Origin of the sequence: Streptococcus sp. 263_SSPC (genome assembly GCF_001071995.1) — a bacterium.
Classification (GTDB): Bacteria; Bacillota; Bacilli; order Lactobacillales; family Aerococcaceae; genus Granulicatella.
In genome coordinates, this window is sequence record NZ_JVNU01000059.1 from 89,401 (window position 1) to 110,112 (window position 20,712).

General features: G+C 38.6%; 24 protein-coding genes. 6 read left to right on the plus strand and 18 right to left on the minus strand.

Annotation, left to right across the window (positions count from 1 at the left end; genetic code table 11):
• Positions 1-5: 5 nt before the first annotated feature.
• From rnr to secG, 3 genes are all read right to left on the minus strand, one after another.
• Entirely contained in the window at positions 6-2,300 is a 2,295-nt protein-coding gene (gene rnr / locus ADH02_RS08895; RefSeq protein WP_048784287.1) for a ribonuclease R, read from the minus strand.
• Positions 2,301-2,304: 4 nt separating this feature from the next.
• Positions 2,305-3,033 (minus strand): alpha/beta hydrolase, encoded by a 729-nt coding sequence (locus ADH02_RS08900; protein WP_048784289.1) that lies wholly within the window; start codon positions 3,031-3,033, stop codon positions 2,305-2,307.
• 73 nt (positions 3,034-3,106) lie between these two features.
• A complete protein-coding gene (gene secG, locus ADH02_RS08905; protein WP_048711153.1) occupies positions 3,107-3,337 on the minus strand; it encodes a preprotein translocase subunit SecG in 231 nt (76 codons plus the stop codon).
• Positions 3,338-3,490: 153 nt separating this feature from the next.
• Between secG and ADH02_RS08910 the strand changes: the two genes are divergently transcribed.
• From ADH02_RS08910 to ADH02_RS08925, 4 genes are read left to right on the plus strand one after another with little or no spacing between them, the layout of a single operon-like run.
• Complete coding sequence (locus ADH02_RS08910) at positions 3,491-4,258, plus strand: Cof-type HAD-IIB family hydrolase (protein WP_048784290.1); 768 nt, start codon at positions 3,491-3,493, stop codon at positions 4,256-4,258.
• A gap of 16 nt (positions 4,259-4,274) precedes the next feature.
• Entirely contained in the window at positions 4,275-4,751 is a 477-nt protein-coding gene (locus ADH02_RS08915; protein WP_048784293.1) for a glutathione peroxidase, read from the plus strand.
• A gap of 46 nt (positions 4,752-4,797) precedes the next feature.
• Positions 4,798-5,223 carry a pyridoxamine 5'-phosphate oxidase family protein gene (locus ADH02_RS08920; RefSeq protein WP_048711156.1) on the plus strand — a complete coding sequence of 142 codons (426 nt, stop codon included), beginning with the start codon at positions 4,798-4,800 and terminating at the stop codon, positions 5,221-5,223.
• An 18-nt stretch (positions 5,224-5,241) separates the two neighbouring features.
• The gene (locus ADH02_RS08925; RefSeq protein WP_048784296.1) at positions 5,242-5,733 is read left to right on the plus strand and encodes a TlpA family protein disulfide reductase; all 492 of its coding nucleotides are present in this window, start codon (positions 5,242-5,244) and stop codon (positions 5,731-5,733) included.
• A 77-nt stretch (positions 5,734-5,810) separates the two neighbouring features.
• Here ADH02_RS08925 and ADH02_RS08930 read toward each other — a convergent pair whose 3' ends face one another.
• The 14 genes from ADH02_RS08930 to ADH02_RS08995 form a co-directional block, all read right to left on the minus strand.
• On the minus strand, positions 5,811-6,236 hold the full coding sequence (locus tag ADH02_RS08930) for a F0F1 ATP synthase subunit epsilon (protein WP_048711079.1): 426 nt from the start codon (positions 6,234-6,236) through the stop codon (positions 5,811-5,813).
• Positions 6,237-6,238: 2 nt separating this feature from the next.
• Positions 6,239-7,663, minus strand: a complete 1,425-nt coding sequence (atpD, locus tag ADH02_RS08935) for a F0F1 ATP synthase subunit beta (RefSeq protein ID WP_048784298.1) — start codon at positions 7,661-7,663, stop codon at positions 6,239-6,241.
• Between the two features lie 23 nt (positions 7,664-7,686).
• Positions 7,687-8,619: a F0F1 ATP synthase subunit gamma gene (locus ADH02_RS08940; protein WP_048784300.1), complete on the minus strand. Its 933-nt coding sequence runs from the start codon at positions 8,617-8,619 to the stop codon at positions 7,687-7,689.
• A gap of 24 nt (positions 8,620-8,643) precedes the next feature.
• Entirely contained in the window at positions 8,644-10,152 is a 1,509-nt protein-coding gene (atpA, locus tag ADH02_RS08945) for a F0F1 ATP synthase subunit alpha (RefSeq protein WP_048784302.1), read from the minus strand.
• Positions 10,153-10,162: 10 nt separating this feature from the next.
• Complete coding sequence (gene atpH, locus ADH02_RS08950; RefSeq protein WP_048784305.1) at positions 10,163-10,705, minus strand: ATP synthase F1 subunit delta; 543 nt, start codon at positions 10,703-10,705, stop codon at positions 10,163-10,165.
• Positions 10,705-11,211, minus strand: coding sequence for a F0F1 ATP synthase subunit B (atpF, locus tag ADH02_RS08955; protein WP_048784306.1), 507 nt, complete (start codon positions 11,209-11,211; stop codon positions 10,705-10,707). Before atpF ends, atpH begins: the two co-directional genes overlap by 1 nt.
• A 40-nt stretch (positions 11,212-11,251) precedes the next feature.
• Positions 11,252-11,467: a F0F1 ATP synthase subunit C gene (gene atpE, locus ADH02_RS08960; RefSeq protein WP_048711085.1), complete on the minus strand. Its 216-nt coding sequence runs from the start codon at positions 11,465-11,467 to the stop codon at positions 11,252-11,254.
• Between the two features lie 24 nt (positions 11,468-11,491).
• On the minus strand, positions 11,492-12,205 hold the full coding sequence (atpB, locus tag ADH02_RS08965; RefSeq protein WP_048784308.1) for a F0F1 ATP synthase subunit A: 714 nt from the start codon (positions 12,203-12,205) through the stop codon (positions 11,492-11,494).
• 137 nt (positions 12,206-12,342) lie between these two features.
• Positions 12,343-12,978, minus strand: a complete 636-nt coding sequence (gene upp, locus ADH02_RS08970; RefSeq protein WP_048784310.1) for a uracil phosphoribosyltransferase — start codon at positions 12,976-12,978, stop codon at positions 12,343-12,345.
• Positions 12,979-13,108: 130 nt separating this feature from the next.
• Positions 13,109-14,341 carry a serine hydroxymethyltransferase gene (gene glyA, locus ADH02_RS08975; RefSeq protein ID WP_048784314.1) on the minus strand — a complete coding sequence of 411 codons (1,233 nt, stop codon included), beginning with the start codon at positions 14,339-14,341 and terminating at the stop codon, positions 13,109-13,111.
• A 74-nt stretch (positions 14,342-14,415) separates the two neighbouring features.
• Complete coding sequence (locus tag ADH02_RS08980; RefSeq protein ID WP_048784316.1) at positions 14,416-15,426, minus strand: L-threonylcarbamoyladenylate synthase; 1,011 nt, start codon at positions 15,424-15,426, stop codon at positions 14,416-14,418.
• Positions 15,426-16,301, minus strand: a complete 876-nt coding sequence (gene prmC, locus ADH02_RS08985; RefSeq protein WP_048784319.1) for a peptide chain release factor N(5)-glutamine methyltransferase — start codon at positions 16,299-16,301, stop codon at positions 15,426-15,428. Before prmC ends, ADH02_RS08980 begins: the two co-directional genes overlap by 1 nt.
• Positions 16,288-17,367: a peptide chain release factor 1 gene (gene prfA, locus ADH02_RS08990; protein ID WP_005604871.1), complete on the minus strand. Its 1,080-nt coding sequence runs from the start codon at positions 17,365-17,367 to the stop codon at positions 16,288-16,290. The genes prmC and prfA overlap by 14 nt, the downstream gene beginning before the upstream one ends.
• A 21-nt stretch (positions 17,368-17,388) precedes the next feature.
• Positions 17,389-17,967, minus strand: a complete 579-nt coding sequence (locus ADH02_RS08995; protein ID WP_048711092.1) for a thymidine kinase — start codon at positions 17,965-17,967, stop codon at positions 17,389-17,391.
• Positions 17,968-18,162: 195 nt separating this feature from the next.
• Between ADH02_RS08995 and ADH02_RS09000 the strand changes: the two genes are divergently transcribed.
• Both ADH02_RS09000 and ADH02_RS09005 read left to right on the plus strand, forming a co-directional pair.
• Positions 18,163-19,506, plus strand: coding sequence for a Mur ligase family protein (locus ADH02_RS09000; protein ID WP_048784323.1), 1,344 nt, complete (start codon positions 18,163-18,165; stop codon positions 19,504-19,506).
• Positions 19,503-20,162, plus strand: coding sequence for a type 1 glutamine amidotransferase (locus tag ADH02_RS09005; RefSeq protein ID WP_048784325.1), 660 nt, complete (start codon positions 19,503-19,505; stop codon positions 20,160-20,162). The genes ADH02_RS09000 and ADH02_RS09005 overlap by 4 nt, the downstream gene beginning before the upstream one ends.
• Positions 20,163-20,216: 54 nt before the next feature.
• On the opposite strand, the gene ADH02_RS09010 is transcribed toward ADH02_RS09005, so the two are convergent.
• Positions 20,217-20,712: IS3 family transposase (locus ADH02_RS09010; protein WP_048781588.1), on the minus strand; the 496-nt coding region annotated here is incomplete at its 5' end.

The following is a 20,712-nucleotide window of genomic DNA, read 5'->3' on the forward strand; positions in this document are numbered from 1 at the left end:
ACCTCCTAGCGTCTTTTCTTTTTCGTTTTAATGGCTTTTTTAAAGCGTTGGCGTCCTTTTGATTTTTTGCCCTTCTTAAAAGACTTATCATCAAAGCGTTCGCCTTTTCTTGGACGTTCAGTTTTGGCCAATTTTGCATCTTCTACGAGTAGGAAATCGACTTCTCTAGCTTCCACATCTACTTTCACGCATTTCACACGAACTCGGTCGCCAATACGGTAACTTACTCCCGTACGTTCGCCAAGTAAAATCATGTGGCTTTCAATAAAGTTAAAGTAGTCTTGTTTCAAGTGAGAAATATGAATTAATCCTTCTACGGTATTTGCTAACTCAACAAACATTCCGAATTTTGTTACAGAGCTTACGATACCATCGAATTCCTCGCCAACCTTATCTTGCATATATTCAGCTTTCTTCAATGCGTTCACATCGCGTTCCGCCTGTACTGCAAGTCGTTCCATACGAGATGATTGATCTGCAATTTGTTGCAACTTATCTTCAAGAAGTGTTTCTTCTTTCTTCGATAAATGACCTGGACGTTTTCCGTAATGACGGATCATACGATGAACGATTAAGTCTGGATAACGACGAATTGGCGAAGTGAAGTGCGTATAGTCTTCGGCTGCCAGTCCATAGTGTCCTGTTGGCGTGATATCGTATTTAGCTTGTTTCATCGAACGTAGCATCATCGTCGATACCACTGCTTCATACGGCTCACCGCGTACTTCATTCAATGCCTTTTGCAATTTCTTCGGTGTTATCGAATCGTTCTTCCCTTTAATCGTAATTCCAAATGCGGTAATAAACTCTAAGAAACGTTGGAGTTTTTCGCTATCTGGATTTTCGTGGACACGGTAAATGAACGGCACCTTCAATTGTTCATAATGATGCGCCACTGTTTCATTAGCCGCAAGCATAAAGGACTCAATGAGTCGCTCTGCTACGCCACGTTCACGTAGTACAATTTCTGTTGGTGCGCCTTTTTCATCCACAAGAATTTTTGCTTCTTGTGTATCAAAGTCAATCGCTCCACGTTCCATTCGTCTACGCTCAAGAATCGTATGTAATTCCTTCATATTCCAAAGCATTTCTGCAATCTCTGGAGTGATTTTTTCAGAAGCTTCATTCGTATTGAATAATACATTCACTTCATCATAAGTTAATCGCTCGTTCGATTGAATCACACTTGGGAAAATCTCGTGCTGATAAATTGTTCCGCTATGGTCAATTTCCATGCGTGCTGTTAACGTTAATCGCTCTTCATATGGATGTAGCGAGCAGATTCCGTTTGATAATCGTTGCGGTAACATTGGAACCACACGGTCTGTTAAATACACACTCGTTCCGCGTTCAAATGCTTCCTTATCCATTTCAGAATTTTCCGTTACATAATAAGAAACGTCGGCGATGGATACCGTTAAGACAAAGGTTCCATCTTCGCGTTTCACAAGAGCGACCGCATCATCTAAATCTTTGGCGTCTGCTCCGTCAATTGTCACGGTTAATTCTTGGCGTAAATCAACACGCCCTTCGATTTCTTCCGGTGAGATCGTTTCACTCACACGGTTTGCTTCCTCTATAACAGAGTCTGGGAATACTGTTGGGATTTTTAATTGATGTAAAATCATTAAAATATCCATGCCGACAGCGTCTTTATAGCCGATTTCTTTAACGATATGCGCCTTCAAGACGAGTTCGTGACGCTCTGTTTCATAACTATCGACTTCGGCAATCACGACGGTTCCGTCAACTGGGTTTAATCCCTTTCTAGTCACATAACATTTCGTTTTCTTTAATTTAGAATCTTTTAATGCAATTTCGCCACAATAGCCTGTTTGCATCATAATCTTCGATGGGTAACGTGTATAAATCCCCACCACTTGCTTCACAGCGCGTTCTATGATTTTCACGATTGTTCCGCTTGCGGCTTTATCGTTATAAGGATTTTCTTCTTGTACGATACGAATCGCAACCGTATCTCCATCCATAGCGCCATGGACATCCGTTCTTGGGATAAAAATATCTGGTTTGCCTTCTTCAACTGTGACAAAACCAAATCCTTTATCGTTTAATCGGAATGTTCCTTCTAACGTACGATTTTTTTGATTGAATCCAAATTTACCTTGTCGTGTTAATACAATTTTCCCAGAATCTTCGAGGTCAGCTAATTGTTTCACTAAAATCTTAAAGTCCTTTGAAGCAGTAAATCCGAAATGCTCACTAATTTCTTGAACAAAAAAACTTTCGGATTCATGTTCCATAAAGAAAGCCATTAAGATTTCTTCTAATGATTGTCTCATTTCTTTACCTCCATTCTTGTTGATTTAGAAAAGAGAGAACAGTCTCTTGGAATTCCTTTCTAACAGGACTAACTGTAATCACGTGCCCTGCTTCTTCATACCAATGTAACTCCACTTGTGCGTTAATGAGGCCCTCTTTTAATTCAAGAGAAGACTCTGGATCGACAAGTGTATCTTGTTCCCCTTGTGCAATATAAAAACTTCCTGTTACTTCATCTAAATGTGAAGCAACGTCACTTGAAAATGATTGAATGTGTGCTAATTGTTTTTGTGCTTTTTCCTTCATTTCAGCTTCATCAAATGGTCGTCCTACATTTCTATATGACGCCTTCGCATACATCATAAAACTTTGAAACAGTCCTGGCAACTGAGGATTCCCAGAAGATACTGGCGAACAAAAAGTCCCTGCATATTCAACAAGATGTTCGGTTGCTAATTTTGTCGCCATAATACCTCCCATCGATAATCCGAATGCAGCCACCGTGTGAAATCCTTCTCCTCGAACAAAGTCGACAGCACGTTTTGCATCTTCATACCAAGCCTCGGGAGAACTTGCCAAAATATCTTCCACATCTGGAGTTCCATGGCCAGAAAATACTGGAACATAAACTGCATAATCATGACGATGTAAAAACTGCGCAAGCATTCTCACATCGGCAGGCGTTCCTGTATAAGCATGAAATAAAATCACCGCTCTTGTATTGCTTTCTTTTCTTAACCATAGTGCTTCCATAATATTACTCCTCTAATCTGACAAATAAAAAAGTACAATTGGTTGGCTGTCCGAACAATTGTACTTAAATTTATTATTTTGATGAAATGTATGCTAATGCAAATGCTAATAACATGAAGATTGTTCCTAAAACAACTGTTACGCGAATTAAGAATGCCTCAAAACCACGTGCCTTTTGTTTACCGAATAATTGTTCTGCTCCACCTGTTAAATTCGCAGCATTTGTTTTTGAAGGTTGCATTGCAACAACAATAATTAATAATACGCATACCACAACCATCAGTGATAAAATTAAACTGTACAAAGGATTCCCTCCTTAACTAAAATTCTTTTCAATTTTAACATAAAAGCTACGATAATGCTACTCTTTCACGCAAAATGCTATGAATTCGAACTACAATTAAAAACATTGAAAACATGGTATAATAAAAAAAGACACAATGAATGGAGTGACAAAATGAAAGGTTTTGTATTTTTTGATTTGGATGGAACTCTCTTAAACGGCGAATCCAAAGTCGATAAAGCTACAGCAGAGGCTATTCAAACATTAAAGGACAATGGGTATGAACCCTTTATCGCAACAGGACGGTCACCTGCTGAGACGCGCGATATTATGGAGAGTGCCAATATCCACTCAGGAATTTTTATGAACGGTCAAGTCGTTCTTTATCAAGGAGAGCGTGTTTATTCTTCAGAAATTCCAACTGAAACAGTAGAAAGATTCCATCAAATGGTAAAAGAAGATGGATATGGGTTAACGGCCTATAACGACAAAAAATTTTACTTAGTAGAATCCTCCGAAGGTGCTAGAGATGCTTACGGATTTATCCACTCTAATCCCCCTGCTCTAAACGCAGATTTTTATAAAGAAAATCCAATTAACATGATGCTCTTTATTTCTCTTCCACCAGCAGAAGAAAAATATAAAGTTGCATTTCCAAATCTTGATTTCCTACGAAACACGCCGTACTCAGTCGATGTGATTTCAAAAGGAAATTCAAAAGCAGAAGGGATCAAACGCTTCTTAGAGCACTTAAACCAAGAAGATGCTGAAACTTACGCATTCGGAGACGGTCCAAACGATATCGAGATGCTTCAAGCAGTAACGCATCCTGTGGCAATGGGAAACGCGCTTCCGGTCCTTAAAGAGATTGCAGAATTTATTACGACCAACAATACAGATAACGGCATTGTTAATGGACTAAAACACTACGGCCTTATTTAAGAAAGAAGGAAAACGGATGTCAATTTATGAAATCGAAGTCCCTACAGTCAGTGGAGAGGTTACCACTCTAGAGGACTATAAAGGACAATTACTACTGATCGTGAATACGGCCAGTGGTTGCGGTCTAGCTCCACAATTTGAAGGTTTAGAAAAACTCTATTTAGAGTTCAAGGACAAAGGATTCACCGTTCTTGGTTTCCCTTGTAACCAATTTGCAGGACAAGAGCCACTCACAGCTGAACAAGCACTCTCTCACTGCCAATTGACGTACAATACAACTTTCCCAATGTTTGGTAAGGTTAAGGTAAATGGTCCTGAAACTCATCCATTATTTGATTTATTAAAGAAGGAGACGGCTGGTCTTTTCGGCGAAAAAGTTAAATGGAACTTTACAAAATTCCTCGTAGCGAAAGATGGAACAATTTTAAAACGTTTCGCCCCTACTACAACGCCTGAACAAATCCGAGACGAAATCGCAAGTCTTCTTTCATAAAACAATCTGTGATAAAATAAAAAGAAAACAGTTAGGAGAAATCACCATGGAAGTCAATGAAATTTTACGTATTTTAGAAGAAATGAATGTAGCTGTTATTGCGACTGCTGATGAGAACAACCAACCTCATGCACGTCATATCCATATTGGTGTTGCAAACGAAAAAGGCGTGTTCTTTATGACAAGTCCAAAAACAAACTTCTACAAACAACTACAAAATAACCAAAAAGTTGCCATTACTGCTATGAAAAGCGAAGACTACTTAATCCAAGTAATTCGTATCGAAGGTGTTGTAAAAGAAATTGGTCGTGAACGTCTTGAAGAAGTGCTTAAAGATAACCCATTCGTAAAAGATGTTTACCCTAACGAAGAAGATATTGCTGGAGTACAAGTATTCCACTTATATGACGGTAAAGGATTCTACCATAGCCTTACACAAGGCCACAAATACGTGTTTGATATTCACGAATAAAAATAGAAAGAGGATTTTATGAAAAAACTTTTATTGGCTCTTGCAGCTCTTTTTGTTGTTGGCTTAGCGACATTTTATTTATTACCATCAAGTAACAAACCTGCTGATGCAAACGTCGTATTCCAAGACGCAAGCGGAAAGAAATTAACAGAAAAAGACTTTAACGGAAAACCAACCGTCTATTATGCATGGGCAAGTTGGTGTCCAGATTGCCAACAAGAGCTTCCAATTTTAAATACATTAAAAGAAAAATATGCAGACAAAGTTGAATTTGTTGGTGTAGCGATGATCAGTCAGAAAGAACCGATTGAGAACGGAAAGAAATACTTAAAAGAGCATTCTTTATCCCTCAACTATTACTCAGATGTTGATTCAAGCTTCCAAAAGTATCATGAGATTACAGAAATTCCAACCCTAATCTTTGTCGATAAAGATGGAAAGATTGTTAAAAAAACGGCCGGTGTTCTGACTCAAGAAGAACTCGAAACTTACATCAAAGAAATCTTATAAAATAAAAAACTAGCAGAATTCTCTGCTAGTTTTTTTCGTTACAACAATAAAAGAGAGGACGTTGCATCCTCTCTTATTTATTTTCTTCTATGTTTAGAAACACCAATACGGTTGATTGCCTTGCTTAAAGCGATTTTCGCACGTTCAACATCACTCTTCGAACGAGATTCGTCACTAAGTACTTTTTCCGCTTTATCTTTAGCTTGCTCTGCACGAGTCACGTCAATGTCTCTTGCACGCTCAGCCACGTTGGCAATAATCGTTACGACATTATCCCGCACTTCCATAACTCCACCACCGATTGCAATATAATCAGTTGGTGAATCCTCTAAGAATCGTTTCACTCGAAGTGCACCGATTTTTAAAGGAAGCATGATTGGAGCATGATGCGGTAGTATGGTGATTCCGCCATCGACTGCATCGGCACTCACAGAATAGGAACGATGGTTATACACTTTTCCTTCTGGTGTTGTGACAACGACCAGTAATTCATGTTCAGCCATCTTTAGTTTCCTCCATAAAACCCTGCTGCTTTAGCTTTTTTAATCACGTCTTCGATTGGTCCTACGTTACGGAACATATCTTCTGGAATATCATCATATAAACCATCAATAATTCCTTTAAATCCACGAACTGTATCTTTGATTGGAACGTATGAACCAGGTTGTCCTGTAAATGCTTCGGCAACGTGGAAGTTTTGTGATAAGAAGAATTGAATTCTTCTTGCACGGTTTACAATAACTTTTTCGCTATCTGACAATTCATCAATCCCTAAGATGGCAATGATGTCTTGTAATTCACGATAACGTTGAAGCATTTGTTGTACTTTCATCGCTACTTCATAGTGTTCTTCCCCAACGATTTCTGGAGTTAGGGCACTTGAAGTTGAAGCAAGTGGATCCACCGCTGGATAAATCCCTTGTTCTGTTAAACGACGCTCTAAGTTTGTAGTTGCATCTAAGTGGGCGAATGTTGTTGCTGGAGCCGGGTCAGTATAGTCATCGGCTGGCACGTAAATCGCTTGAATAGATGTAATAGATCCGTCTTTAGTTGAACTGATACGTTCTTGTAATTGACCCATTTCAGTTGCAAGTGTTGGTTGATACCCTACGGCAGAAGGCATACGTCCAAGTAACGCTGATACTTCTGAACCTGCTTGTGTGAAACGATAAATGTTATCGATGAATAAAAGCACGTCTTGTTTTTCCATATCACGGAAGTATTCCGCAATTGTTAAACCTGTAAGTGCTACACGCATACGAGCTCCTGGTGGTTCGTTCATTTGTCCAAACACCATCGCTGTTTTAGCAGATACCCCAGACTCTTGCATTTCATGGTAAAGGTCGTTCCCTTCACGAGTACGTTCCCCTACCCCTGTAAATACTGAAATACCACCAAGTTCTTCAGCGATATTATGAATCAATTCTTGAATTAATACGGTTTTCCCTACACCGGCACCACCGAACAAACCAATTTTACCACCTTTAAGATATGGTGCTAAAAGGTCAATTACTTTAATCCCTGTTTGTAGAATTTCGTATTGACTGTTTAATTCTTCAAATTTTGGTGCTGGTTTATGGATTTCATGTCTTGTGAAATCTGCTGGGAATGGTTCCTTCAAGTCGATTGTATCTCCAAGGACGTTGAAGACACGACCTAATGTTTCAGGCCCTACCGGAACGCTAATTGTGCGTCCTAAGTCCACCACTTTCATACCACGTTGCAAACCATCTGTAGATTCCATGGCGATTGTACGAACCGCACCGTCCCCTAATTCTACAGCAGTTTCCAAAGTAACAGTTTTTTCGCTACCATCATTGGCTGTTTTCATAACTTGTAATGCATTATGAATATCTGGAACGCCTTCTTCTAAAGGAAATACCACGTCTACAACTGGCCCTACAACTTGTAAAATCTTTCCAGTTCTCAATCCATTTTCCTCCTTCTAAAATCCTAATGTTCTTCCAGAGCGGCTGCTCCACCGACAATTTCTGTAATTTCTTGTGTAATTTGTGCTTGTCGTCTCTGGTTCAAATCTTGTGTTAAGTTACTAATTAAATCTTTAGCATTATCAGTCGCACTTCTCATGGCAGTCATACGTGAGGCATGTTCTGCAGATTTGGCATCGATAATGGCTCCGTAAATAAGCGATTCCGCATATTGTGGAAGCAAGATATCCATAATAATTTCCTTGTTTGGTTCGAAAATATAGTCCAATTCGTACTCTTTTGCTTCTTCAGCATCCAAGTCGATAATTGGTAACATTTTTTCAACACGGTAGTTTGATAAAAGCGCGTTTACATGGTGATTATAGCAAACGTAAAACTCATCAAATTCGCCGTCACGGAACATTTGGACCGCACTTGACACAATCTTTCTTACTTCTTCAAAGGTTGGAATATCGGATACGTCGTTAATTTCTAGACGCACATCCACTCCCATCTTCTTGAAGAAGCGACTTGCAGCATCCCCAATGGTTAAGATGACATATTCATCTTTAGATTGGTGGTCTAACTCTAACATTTCTCTTGTTGATTGGAAAATGGAAGAGTTGTAACTCCCAGCAAGTCCTTGATCAGATGAAATCACTAAGTATCCAGTCTTTTTAACCGGACGTTCAATTAATAAGTCGTGATAGTCGATAAAAGAAGTTACTACTTCTCCATCCTCTGATGTTTCATCGACAATCTCTTCTTTATTGTGATTTGCGTATAGTAAGTGAGTTACAACTTCACGGATTTTTTGAGCGTAGTCTTGATAGTGACGCACTGCTTGCTCTGATTTGGCTAATTTTGCTGCAGAGACCATCTGCATGGCGCTAGTGATTTGACTTGTTTTCTTTGTTGAAACAATTCTCTTCTTTAAATCATTTAAGGAAGCCGTCATTCAGGTCACCTCTCCTTTCTACGCTTATTGAACACGTTCAAATAAATGAATTTGTTTGAAACTCTCAATCACTTTGTAGAATTTCTCCTCATCCGAAATCACATGTTGATCGCGGATTTCATTCAATAAATCTCTATGTTCGCTTTCTAAATGTTGATATAACGCTTTTTCAAATGATTTAATACGGTCGATTGGAATCGCATCTAATAAACCATGTGTTAAAGCAAATAAAATCGATACTTGATACTCGATTGGTAATGGTTGGTGAACATCTTGTTTCAAGACTTCAACCGTACGTTTACCACGATTTAATTTTTGTTGAGTTGCCGCATCTAAGTCAGAACCAAATTGTGTGAAGGCTTCTAACTCACGGTAACTTGCTAAGTCGATACGTAATGTACCAGAAACTTTCTTCATCGCTTTAATTTGGGCAGAACCCCCAACACGTGATACAGATAATCCGGCAGATAAACCAGGGCGTACCCCTGAGTAGAACAAGTCACTCTCTAAGAAGATTTGTCCATCTGTAATAGAGATTACGTTTGTTGGGATATATGCAGAAATATCTCCGGCTTGTGTTTCGATGATTGGTAAGGCTGTTAATGACCCTGCGCCTAATTCATCGCTTAGTTTCGCTGCACGTTCTAGTAAACGTGAGTGCAAGTAGAATACATCCCCTGGATAAGCTTCACGACCTGGCGGACGACGAAGTAATAGGGAAATTTCACGATATGCCGCAGCTTGTTTCGATAAATCATCGTACACGATTAAGACATCGCGTCCTTGATACATCCACTCTTCACCCATTGCAGTACCTGCATATGGTGCAATATAAAGCATCGGTGCTGGTTGAGAAGCACTCGCTGATACAACCGTTGTATATTCCATTGCTCCGTAACGTTTTAATGTTTCAACAAGAGCTTTAACCGTAGATTCTTTTTGACCAATAGCGACATAAATACATAATGTATTTTTACCTTTTTGGTTCAAAATTGCATCGACAGCAATACTTGTTTTACCAGTTTTACGGTCACCGATAATTAACTCACGTTGTCCTTTACCGATTGGAACTAAGGCATCAACTACTTTTAATCCTGTAGGTAATGATTGTTTTACACTTTGACGTTGCATAACGCCAGGTGCTTCATTTTCTACTGGACGTTTTTTCGTTGTTTCGATGGCACCAAGACCGTCAATTGGACGACCTAACGCATCTACAACACGACCAATCAATGCATCTCCTACTGGAACATCAAGGATACGTCCTGTACGTTTCACAGGTTCTCCTTCATGGATATTTTCATATCCTCCGAAGATGATGACACCGACATCGTTTTTTTCTAAGTTTTGAGCCATCCCGTAGGCGCCGTTTTCAAATTCTACTAATTCTCCAGCCATTACATTTGTAAGACCGATGACACGAGCAATTCCGTCCCCGATGAAGGAAACCTCACCGATTTCTTCAATTTGTTCTTTCGTTTCAAAAGAAGCGATTTGGTCACGAATTCTCGCTGTAATATTACTCATTTCCATTTATGCCATCTCACCTCTTTAATCCTGTTTGGCTAATTTTCTCTTTGAATTGTTTTAGTTTGTTTGCAATCGTTCCATCTAACAAATATTCTTTTGTCTTCAACTGAACGCCACCAATCACTGAAGGATCTACGGTATTCACCCAAGAATCAAATTCTTTATGTGTTTTATTTTGGAACGCTGTTGCAATACGATCAATCTGATCCTCCGTTAAAGGAATCGCAGAAACAATCTCTAATTTATTGGCATTGTAAATATCTAAGAACGCTTCGAGTGCTTCTACAATATTCATCGAACCATCCTCAGACGGGAATGTTGCTAAGTACTCTTGTGTTTCTTTTGATAAATGTCCAAATGCAGATTCTAACACAGATAATTTTTTATCATAAGAGACATGCTCTAAATGCATCATCTGTCTGAATGTCGAAGTATTTTGAATTCCATCTAAAATAGCTTGAAGTTCTTTTGTCACTTGTTCTAAGTGTCCTTCGAATTTTGCCTTTGCATAGAAATGGCTGGCTTCTTTAACGATATCTTTATGATATTTAACCATTATTTTTCCAACCCCTTAATGAAGGCTTCAATGACTTCTTGATGTTTTTCTTTTGTCACTTCTTGTTCAAGAATTTGACTAGCAAGTTGAACTGATAGGTCGACAATATCATCTTGCACTTGCGCGATGGCACGTTGTTTCATAGAATCCACTTCACGTTGCCCATCTGCTTTCATGCGAGAGACCACATCTTTACCTTCTTTAATCATTTCATCTTGCGTTTTTGAAGCTGCTTCACGAGCGTTATCTAAGATTTCTCCACCTTTTTTCTCTGCGTTATGAATAATTTCATTCGCATTGGCTTGGATTTCTTCAGCTGATTTTCTTTTCTCAGCGGCTTCATCTAAATCTTTAGCAATTTTTTCACGACGCGCTTCTAACATGGCATTCACTTTATCCCAAGCAAAGAATTTCACCAAGAATAGTAACAACGTCATTGAAATTAATACGACTAAAGTATCGCCTAAAACTGTACTGACATTACCTGATAACATTACTTCAAACATCTCTCACCCCTCCTTTACGACAATAATTCCACTTATTGGATTATTTAACGAATACAAGGATAAGAGCGATTAATACGGCGAAGATTGGCATCGCTTCGATTAAGGCAACCCCGATGAACATTGTTGAACGTAATTCATTGCTCATTTCTGGTTGGCGTGTCATTGATTCAATTGTTTTTACGATAACTGCTTGGTTACCAAATGCTGCTGCTAAAGCTGCTCCTGCTACTGCGATTGCTGCTGCTAATTCTGTCATTATAAATTCCTCATTTCTTAAAAATTAATGTTTCATTACTTTGTGTGAGATGTAAACCATTGTCAACGTACAGAATACGTACGCTTGAATAGCTCCAATTACCACAGAAAATCCTTGCCATACTACTCCAAGCGGAATTGCAAGAATATATGTTATTAGTCCTGCTGCAGATGAGAACATCACAATCAATCCTAATAACACTTCGCCGGCATATATATTTCCGTAAAGACGGAACGCCAACGTAATTGTGTTCGTAAACTCTTCAATCAATTTGATTGGGAGCATTATCGACATCGGACTTAAGTAAGAATGTTGAATATATCCTTTGAGTCCCATCTTCTGTACACCAGAATAATGCGCGATTAATGTTGTCATTAGCGCTAAGGCTAAACATACTATCGGGCTAGCTGTTGGACTAGCAAAATAGCTGTGATCTTCATAGTGAATAAAGATGATTAGCCCAACCATATTAGCGACTAGTACAAAAGAAAACAGAGAGAAAATGTATAAATAATACGTTTGTGCTGTTTTCTCATCAACTGCACTGTTTACAATACCCTTTGTGAAGTCCATAAGGGCTTCTAGTGCATTTTGCAACTTTCCAGGCTTCATCGAAACCTTCCTTGAGGCAAAAATTGTAAATAATGCGATTAGTAAAACACTAACCCCACATGAAATCAAAATCGGAACTGAAAACGACAATCCAAAAATCTCAACCACTTTTGGCGTTGCTTCCATGTTTCTTTTTTCCCCTCCTTTACACCAAATAAAAAACTGACAATAATTCTATACTTTGAGACTTACGCTCAGTACGGTGATTATTGTCAGATTTGGTGGCAATAGTCTATCGCAAAAGCGTTGACTATATAAATTTATTATTTGGTTCCGAATAAACGATCTCCAGCATCCCCTAATCCTGGAAGAATGTATCCATGTTCGTTTAATCGTTCATCTAACGCAGCTGCGTAGATGTCGATATCTGGGTGGGCTTTACGTAGAACTTCTACACCCTCTGGAGCGGCTACTAGACAGCAAAACTTAATCGAGCTTGGTTGTGCACCGCGCTTCAATAGTGCGTCAATAGCAGCTACTGCAGATCCCCCAGTTGCTAACATAGGATCAACGACAAACAATTGTCTTTCAGAAATATCTGAAGGCAACTTCACGAAATACTCAACAGGTTGCAATGTGTCATGGTCACGATACATACCAACATGCCCTATTTTGGCTGCTGGGATTAATTCGAGAATTCCATCAACCATTCCTAGTCCTGCACGCAGAATCGGAATGATAGCAACTTTTTTACCAGCTAATGTTTTCAATGTTGTTTTAACAAGTGGGGTTTCGATTTCTACATCTTCAAGAGGCAGATCTCTAGAAACCTCATAAGCCATTAGCATTGAAATTTCGTTTACAACTTCGCGGAAAACCTTTGTTCCACAATCTTTTTGACGAATCATTGTTAATTTATGTTGAATTAACGGATGATCAAGTACGTGAAATTTTCCCATTTGTCATTCTCCTTCCAATACATTAGTGTCACTTCTATTATTTTACCTAAAAATCAGGTAAATATCTAGTCTCAGTTTGAAAACTTATTATTATTTTCATAATCTGAAACAAACCTTTACATTTACTTCGTTACGCGTATAGTTTGAAAGTCTCAGTCAATTGTTTCACTTCTTGACGGACACTATTTAATACTTCTTCATTTTCAGGATTTGTTAATGTTGTAAGGATTAACTCTGCTACTTTCTTCGCAGCTGCTTCATCAAAGCCACGAGTTGTAATAGCAGCCGTTCCGACACGAATTCCACTTGTTTTAACAGGTGGTAATGTATCAAATGGAATGGCGTTTTTATTCACTGTAATTCCAACAGTGTCGAGTAATTCTTGCGCTTCTTTTCCGTTTAATCCAGTTTCTTTAATATCGAGTAATAATAGATGGTTATCTGTACCACCTGAAATCGCACGAATGGCTGTTCCTTCGAACACCTCCGCCATTGCTTTAGCATTCTTCACGACTTGCTCGATATACTCACCAAATGCTGGTTGAAGAGCTTCATGGAATGCAACTGCTTTACCCGCAATCACGTGTTCTAGTGGTCCGCCTTGGATTCCAGGGAAGATTGCACTGTTTAATTTCTTGCCAAATTCTTCTTTTGCTAAGATTAAACCGCCACGTGGTCCACGCAATGTTTTATGTGTTGTTGATGTTACAACATCGGCATAAGGAACTGGATTTTGATGAGCCCCTTTAGCGACTAAACCAGCGATATGAGCCATATCCACCATAAAGTAAGCTCCAACTTCTTTAGCGATTTCACTAATACGTTTGAAGTCAATTTCACGTGGATACGCTGAAGCACCAGCCACTATTAATTGTGGTTTTTCTTCTTTAGCGATACGTTCTAATTCATCGTAATCGATTGTTTCTGTTTCTGGATTTACTCCATAAGAAACAAACTGATAATCTTGTCCAGAGAAGTTGACTCCCATACCGTGAGTCAAGTGACCACCATGGTTTAAGTCCATCCCTAAAATCTTATCGCCTTTCTTCACTAAGGAACGATATGCTGCCATGTTTGCTTGAGAACCTGAGTGCGGTTGCACATTGGCATATTCAGCACCAAACAATTCTTTTACGCGATCAATCGCTAATTGTTCGATAACATCCACGTACTCACATCCGCCATAATAACGACGACCTGGATACCCTTCTGCATATTTATTCGTTAGAATACTTCCTTGTGCACGCAAAACTCCTTCAGACACGAAGTTTTCTGATGCAATTAATTCAATCCCTTGTTGCTGACGATGAAGTTCTTTTTCGATCGTCTCAAAGATGATTTTATCTTCTGTAAATTGACTCATTCAACTACCCCTTTCTATTCTTACCTCTCTATTTTATCACATTATCACGTTTTGTAGAAAAGCTATGAGTTCTCTTAAAGTGCGGTGGATGCCGCCTTTTTCAAACGGTTCATATAAGCGATTCCTACTCCTACTTCTGGAGCAGACTCAGCTAAAATAACATCTAATTTTAAGTGGTCTAATGTACGCAGTGCATCAAATAACGCACGGTTCATATCGTCCACGCTCGTCCCCATCTTGTAAGTACCTTCAACTTTATTCTCAAAGGCATCTACAATAGCGTTTTGAGCCATCACACCCACTGTTTTTCCTTGTACTTTGTATTTATGGATAGTCTCTTCAAAAGCTTCAACCGTTCCGTCAACAACAAACACTGGTGTTTTTGGTGCGTAATGACGATATTTCATACCAGGAGATTTGGGTACTTCTCGCTCTCCTGCTGTCGTTTTGACTGTAGATTGAATAGGCCCAATGACCGCTTCAATTTGTTCTTTTGTAATGACACCCGGTCTTAAAATCACTGGGCCTTCATCATTGGTTAAATCAATCACCGTCGACTCTACACCAACAGTAGATGAACCACCGTCAACGATTCCTCGAATACGACCATTCATATCTTCAAATACATGTTCTACTTTCGTTGGACTTGGCTTCGTCGAAAGGTTCGCACTCGGTCCCACAAGAGGAATTCCCACTTTTGAGATTAACTCTAGTGTTAATGGATGATTTGGCATACGAAATGACACCGTTGGCAGTCCAGCGGATAAGGCTGGAGCATAAATTCCTGGTTTTGCCTTTAGAATCATCGTCAGTGGTCCTGGCCAAAAAGCCTTCGCTAAGGTCAGCGCAATTTCAGGAACTTCTTCTACAGTAGAAATCATCTGCTGGATGTCACTAATATGAACAATCAGTGGATTATCACTTGGACGTCCTTTGGCTTCAAAGACTTTTAACACCGCTTCTTGGCTTGTTGCGATTGCTCCTAATCCATACACCGTTTCCGTTGGGAAAGAAACAATTTCTCCTTGTTGCAAAGCTTTAGCTGCAATATCTAAGTTCTCTTTTGTAAAAATTTGTGTTTCCATTACTGCGCCTCCTTTCCACTCACAATAATCATTCGGTCCATACCTGCAATATCTTTATGAATCGTTACTTTTCGATTTGGACAAGCTGAACTAAAAATTCGTTGCACGCTAGACCCTTGGTTAAATCCAATTTCAAAAAAAGCTTGTCCACTGTCTGTTAAAAACTCTTCTAATCGGTTAGCAATCTTTTCGTAAATCGCAAGTCCCTCATTTTCTGCAAACAATGCCTGAGTTGGCTCATAAAGTCGCACCGATTCATCCATTAATGCTTCTTCTGAAAATGCAATATACGGTGGATTACTAATAATACACTCAAACTTTTCATGTGGTACGTTGCTGTACACATCGCTATAAATCAATTCAATTTGAAGATTAAACTTCTCTCGATTCTTTTGAGCGACAACGAGTGCTTCTTCTGAAATATCGCACCCCATATATTGATGTCGGCCTACTAGTCTCTCCAAACTTAAAATAATGCATCCTGTTCCGACGCCAATTTCTAGTACGTTTCCAACAGGGCACTGTTCAAGAAATGACTGTACTTTTAAAACTAACTCTTCTGTTTCTGGGCGAGGAATTAAAGTGTCCTTTGTGACCATAAATTCTTCCCCTAGAAATTCTGCAACTCCTGTAATTTGCTGCAAGGGTTCAAACTCACTTAAGCGTAGTAACTCAGGTTCTAAGTCTTCAAAAGTCACTGTAGCCTCTTGTCGTAAATTTAACAAAAATTGCGACAGAGTCCATTGATTCTTGAATAGCATTAATTCTCTTACAAGATGTTGGCATTCTTCGCTTCCTAATTTAGGTTGTTTTTCTTCTAAAAACCAAGAAGCCCTAACGAGGACTTCTTGGTTTGTTGGATTAGTTGTTTCCATTATTTAATTGCTCCAATTTTTCTGTGTGATCATAAAGAATTAAAGCATCGACAATTTCATCAATTTTTCCAGCTAACACTTGATCTAACTTTTGAAGTGTTAAACCAATACGGTGGTCTGTAACACGGTTTTGTGGGAAGTTGTACGTACGAATACGTTCAGAACGGTCCCCTGTACCTACTGCAGACTTACGGTTTGCATCATATTCAGATTGCGCTTCTTGAGAAATCTTGTCGTATACACGCGCACGCAATACTTTCATCGCTTTCTCACGGTTTTTCAATTGTGAACGTTCATCTTGCATAGCAACAACAATTCCTGTTGGCAAGTGAGTTAAACGTACGGCAGATGCAGTCTTGTTAACGTGCTGTCCACCGGCACCTGATGCATGGTAAATATCCACACGAATATCTTTATCTTCTAATTCAATTTCTACTTCTTCGGCTTCAGGCATTACTACGACTGTAGCTGTTGAAGTATGCACACGTCCTTGAGATTCAGTTGATGGAACACGTTGTACACGGTGCGCACCAGATTCATATTTTAATTTAGAGAATACATTATCCCCTGTAATCATTAAAATAACTTCTTTGTAACCACCGATACCTGTTACGTTGGCATCCATCACTTCTACACGCCAGCCTTGTGACTCTGCGTATTTTTGATACATTGTTAGTAAGTCTCCAGCGAATAATGCCGCTTCATCTCCACCTGCAGCCCCGCGGATTTCCATGATGATGTTTTTGCCATCATTTGGATCTTCTGGTAATAGTAAGAATTTGATTTTATCTTCTAATTCTACTTTTTCTTTTTTGAGGGAGCTTAATTCTTCTTTTGCCATTTCTGCCATTTCAGCATCTAAGCTTTCACCAAGCATTTCCTCTGTGTCGCTAATTTCTTCTACCACTTGTTGATAACGTTTGAACGTCTCTACTTTTGGTCGTAAGTTTGCTTCTTCTTTTGTTAATTCCATGAAGCGTTTTGTATCGCCAATAACTTCTGGGTCACTTAGTAACTCCGAAAGTTCATCATAGCGAATAATAAAACTATCTAATTGATCGAACATACTTTTCTCCTTTATCTTCTCTTATAAGCGTTCTTCACCAGGATGGTTATAGTGATAACGGCAAACTGGATAATAGGCATCATTGCCTCCAATTTGAATTTGTTCTCCCGTATACACTGGGACACCATCGACTACGCGCATATTCATACTTGCTTTTTTATGACAATACCAACAAATCGTTTTAATTTCTTCGATTTTATCAGCATAGAGTAATAAGTATTTAGAGCCTTCGAATAATTCGTTTTGGAAATCATTCTTCAATCCAAATGCCATTACTGGAATATTTAATTCATCAACAATTCGAGCGAGTTCAAGAATGTGTTGTTTTGATAAGAATTGAGATTCATCAATCAAAATACAATAAGGTTTCACCGCTTGCCCTTCGACGATTTCGTAAATTGGAGTATCATCAAAGATTGGAATAGCTTCTCGTCTAACACCAATACGACTCGATACATACCCTACTTGATCACGATCATCAATTGCACTCGTAAATAATAAAACCGGTTTGTCTTGTTCTTCATAATTATGTGCAACCTTTAAAATTTCGATTGATTTACCACTATTCATTGCACCATATTTAAAAAACAATTGTGCCACAATTATCCCTCCAAATTGCTAAACTATACCTTTAATATCTTACGATAAACGGGTACCTTTGTGCAAAGAAAAACCGTTATTTTAAGGTATTTTTCACAAACTATTTTAATAAAATTTTAAAAACGTTTTTATAAACCACTTTTCATGAAAATATGCTACAATAGTGGAGTATATTAACGGAAAGGATCGTCTAAATTGAATCTTAGAACACAAGTTGCATTAGGAGCTGGTAGATTTACTCGCTGGGCTCTGAAGACTTTTACAAAAGGCGGTAGTAGCATGCCAGGGAAAGTGGCACATGCTATCGATCCAAACATTTTAAAATCATTAGCTGAAAACTACGATGTTATTATCGTCAGCGGAACAAATGGGAAAACATTAACGACTTCCCTCATCGTTCAATTATTAAAACAAAAATATCCAAACATTTTAACAAACCCTACTGGAGCTAACTTAACTCAAGGGATTGTTTCGACGTTTTTAAATCACTCTGCAAAAGCTGGCGAAAAGAATATTGCCGTTCTTGAAGTGGATGAAGCAACGATTCGTCACATTACTCCATATATCGAACCAAAACTTTTTGTATTCACGAATATTTTCCGTGATCAAATGGATCGTTTTGGTGAAATTTATACAACATACCAATTAATGCTGGAAGGTGCTGCTTTTGCACCAAGTGCTACAATTTTAGCAAATGGCGACGCTCCTATTTTTAATAGTGTTGATACTCCAAATCCACGTGAGTATTTCGGATTCAACCATACTGAAGATAGCGAAATGATGGCGCACTACAATACTGATGGTGTTCTTTGCCCACATTGCCAATCAATCTTGCATTATAAGAGCATTACTTACAGCAACCTTGGTAAATACTATTGTCCAAAATGCGACTTCAAACGTCCTGAATTGAAATATGCAGTCACTGCATTAAATGAATTATCTTTAACAGGTTCTTCATTTGACATTGACGGTACAACATTCTCAATTCCAATTGCTGGACTTTACAATATTTACAATGCGTTAGCAGCCTACTCTGCAGCAAAATTCTTTGGCCTCTCTACTGAAGAAATCCAAGAAGGTTTCTCTAAAGCTCAACGCGTATTTGGTCGTCAAGAAACATTCACCGTTGAAGATAAAGACGTGATGTTAAACTTAATCAAAAACCCTGTTGGATTTAACCAAATCGTTCAACTCTTAAGCTACGAAAAAGAACCATTTAGTTTAGGGGTTCTCTTAAACGATAACCCTGCCGATGGTCAAGATGTCAGCTGGATTTGGGATGGCGATTTTGAAGGACTACATGCCTTGAACGCTGTCGATACAGCCATTAGTGGTATCCGTGTTGAAGACCTCGGCGTTCGTATGGAAGTTGCCGGTTTTGAAAATATCAAAGTCTTTAAAACAAATGCGGAATTAATCGATTGGATTCGCAAAGCTCCAACGAATAAAGTCAATGTACTAGCAACTTATACTGCTCTACTCGACTTACGTAAAGACTTTGCTAAAGAAGGATACCTTAAGGAAGGGATGAACGGATGAAATTAAGAATCTGTCATTTATATGGAAACTTAATGAATACGTATGGTGATAATGGGAACTTACTCATGTTGCAACACCGTGCGAAAAAATTAGGGTACGAAGTAGAAACAACTTTAATTAGTTTAGAAGAAGATTTTAACCCAGACGACTTTGATATCGTAATGTTTGGCGGTGGTCAAGACTACGAGCAAACAGTCGTTGCAAAAGACCTTCAAAAGAAAAAAGATGCCCTTATCCAATATATCGAAGATAATGGTGTTGTCGTTGCGATTTGTGGGGGCTTCCAATTACTTGGTCGCTACTACGTGAATGCAAGCGGCGAACGTCTCAACGGTATTAGCGCCATTGACGTATGTACAAACGGACAATTCCCAAATCGTTTAATCGGTGATGTTGAAATCGTCAATGAAGAATTTGGTGAAACGTATTTAGGATACGAAAACCATATTGGTAGAACGTATCTGGGTAAAAACATGAAACCACTTGGAAAAGTCGTTAAAGGATATGGAAATAACGAAGAAGATCATGTCGAAGGATGTCATTATAAAAATGTATTCTGCTCATACTTCCATGGCCCTATCTTAGTGAGAAACCAACATTTAGCTGATCGTATTATCGAAACAGCGGCTGAGCGTCAACGTTCAAAAAATGCATAAACGAAAAGACCCGTGTAACAAAATGTACTGACCCCAAAAAGTTAGACAATTAATTTAAGCAAAGGATTTAGTTCTGTATTGTACAGGACTAAGTCCTTTTAATTTTACTTTGATTCGTTTGTTGTTGTAATAATCAATATAGTCGACGATTGCCCCCTCAAGTTCCTTTATAGACTTAAATGTCTGCTCATAGCCATAAAACATTTCTGATTTAAGAATGCCAAAGAAAGATTCCATCATGCCATTGTCAGTACTATTACCCTTGCGAGACATAGATGGCTGAATGCCCTTATCTTCTAAAAAACTATGATAAAACTCATGCTGGTATTGCCACCCCTGATCACTGTGGAGAATAGTATTCTTGTATTCTTCTTCTCTAAAAGCTTGTTCTAACATATCCTTTACTTGTTTTAAATTTGGCGAAGACGATAGAGTATACGCTATAATCTCGCTGTTATAACCATCTAAAATTGGTGATAAATATAGTTTTTGATTACTTGTTGGAATAGAAAACTCTGTAATGTCTGTATAGCACTTTTCCATCGGTTTT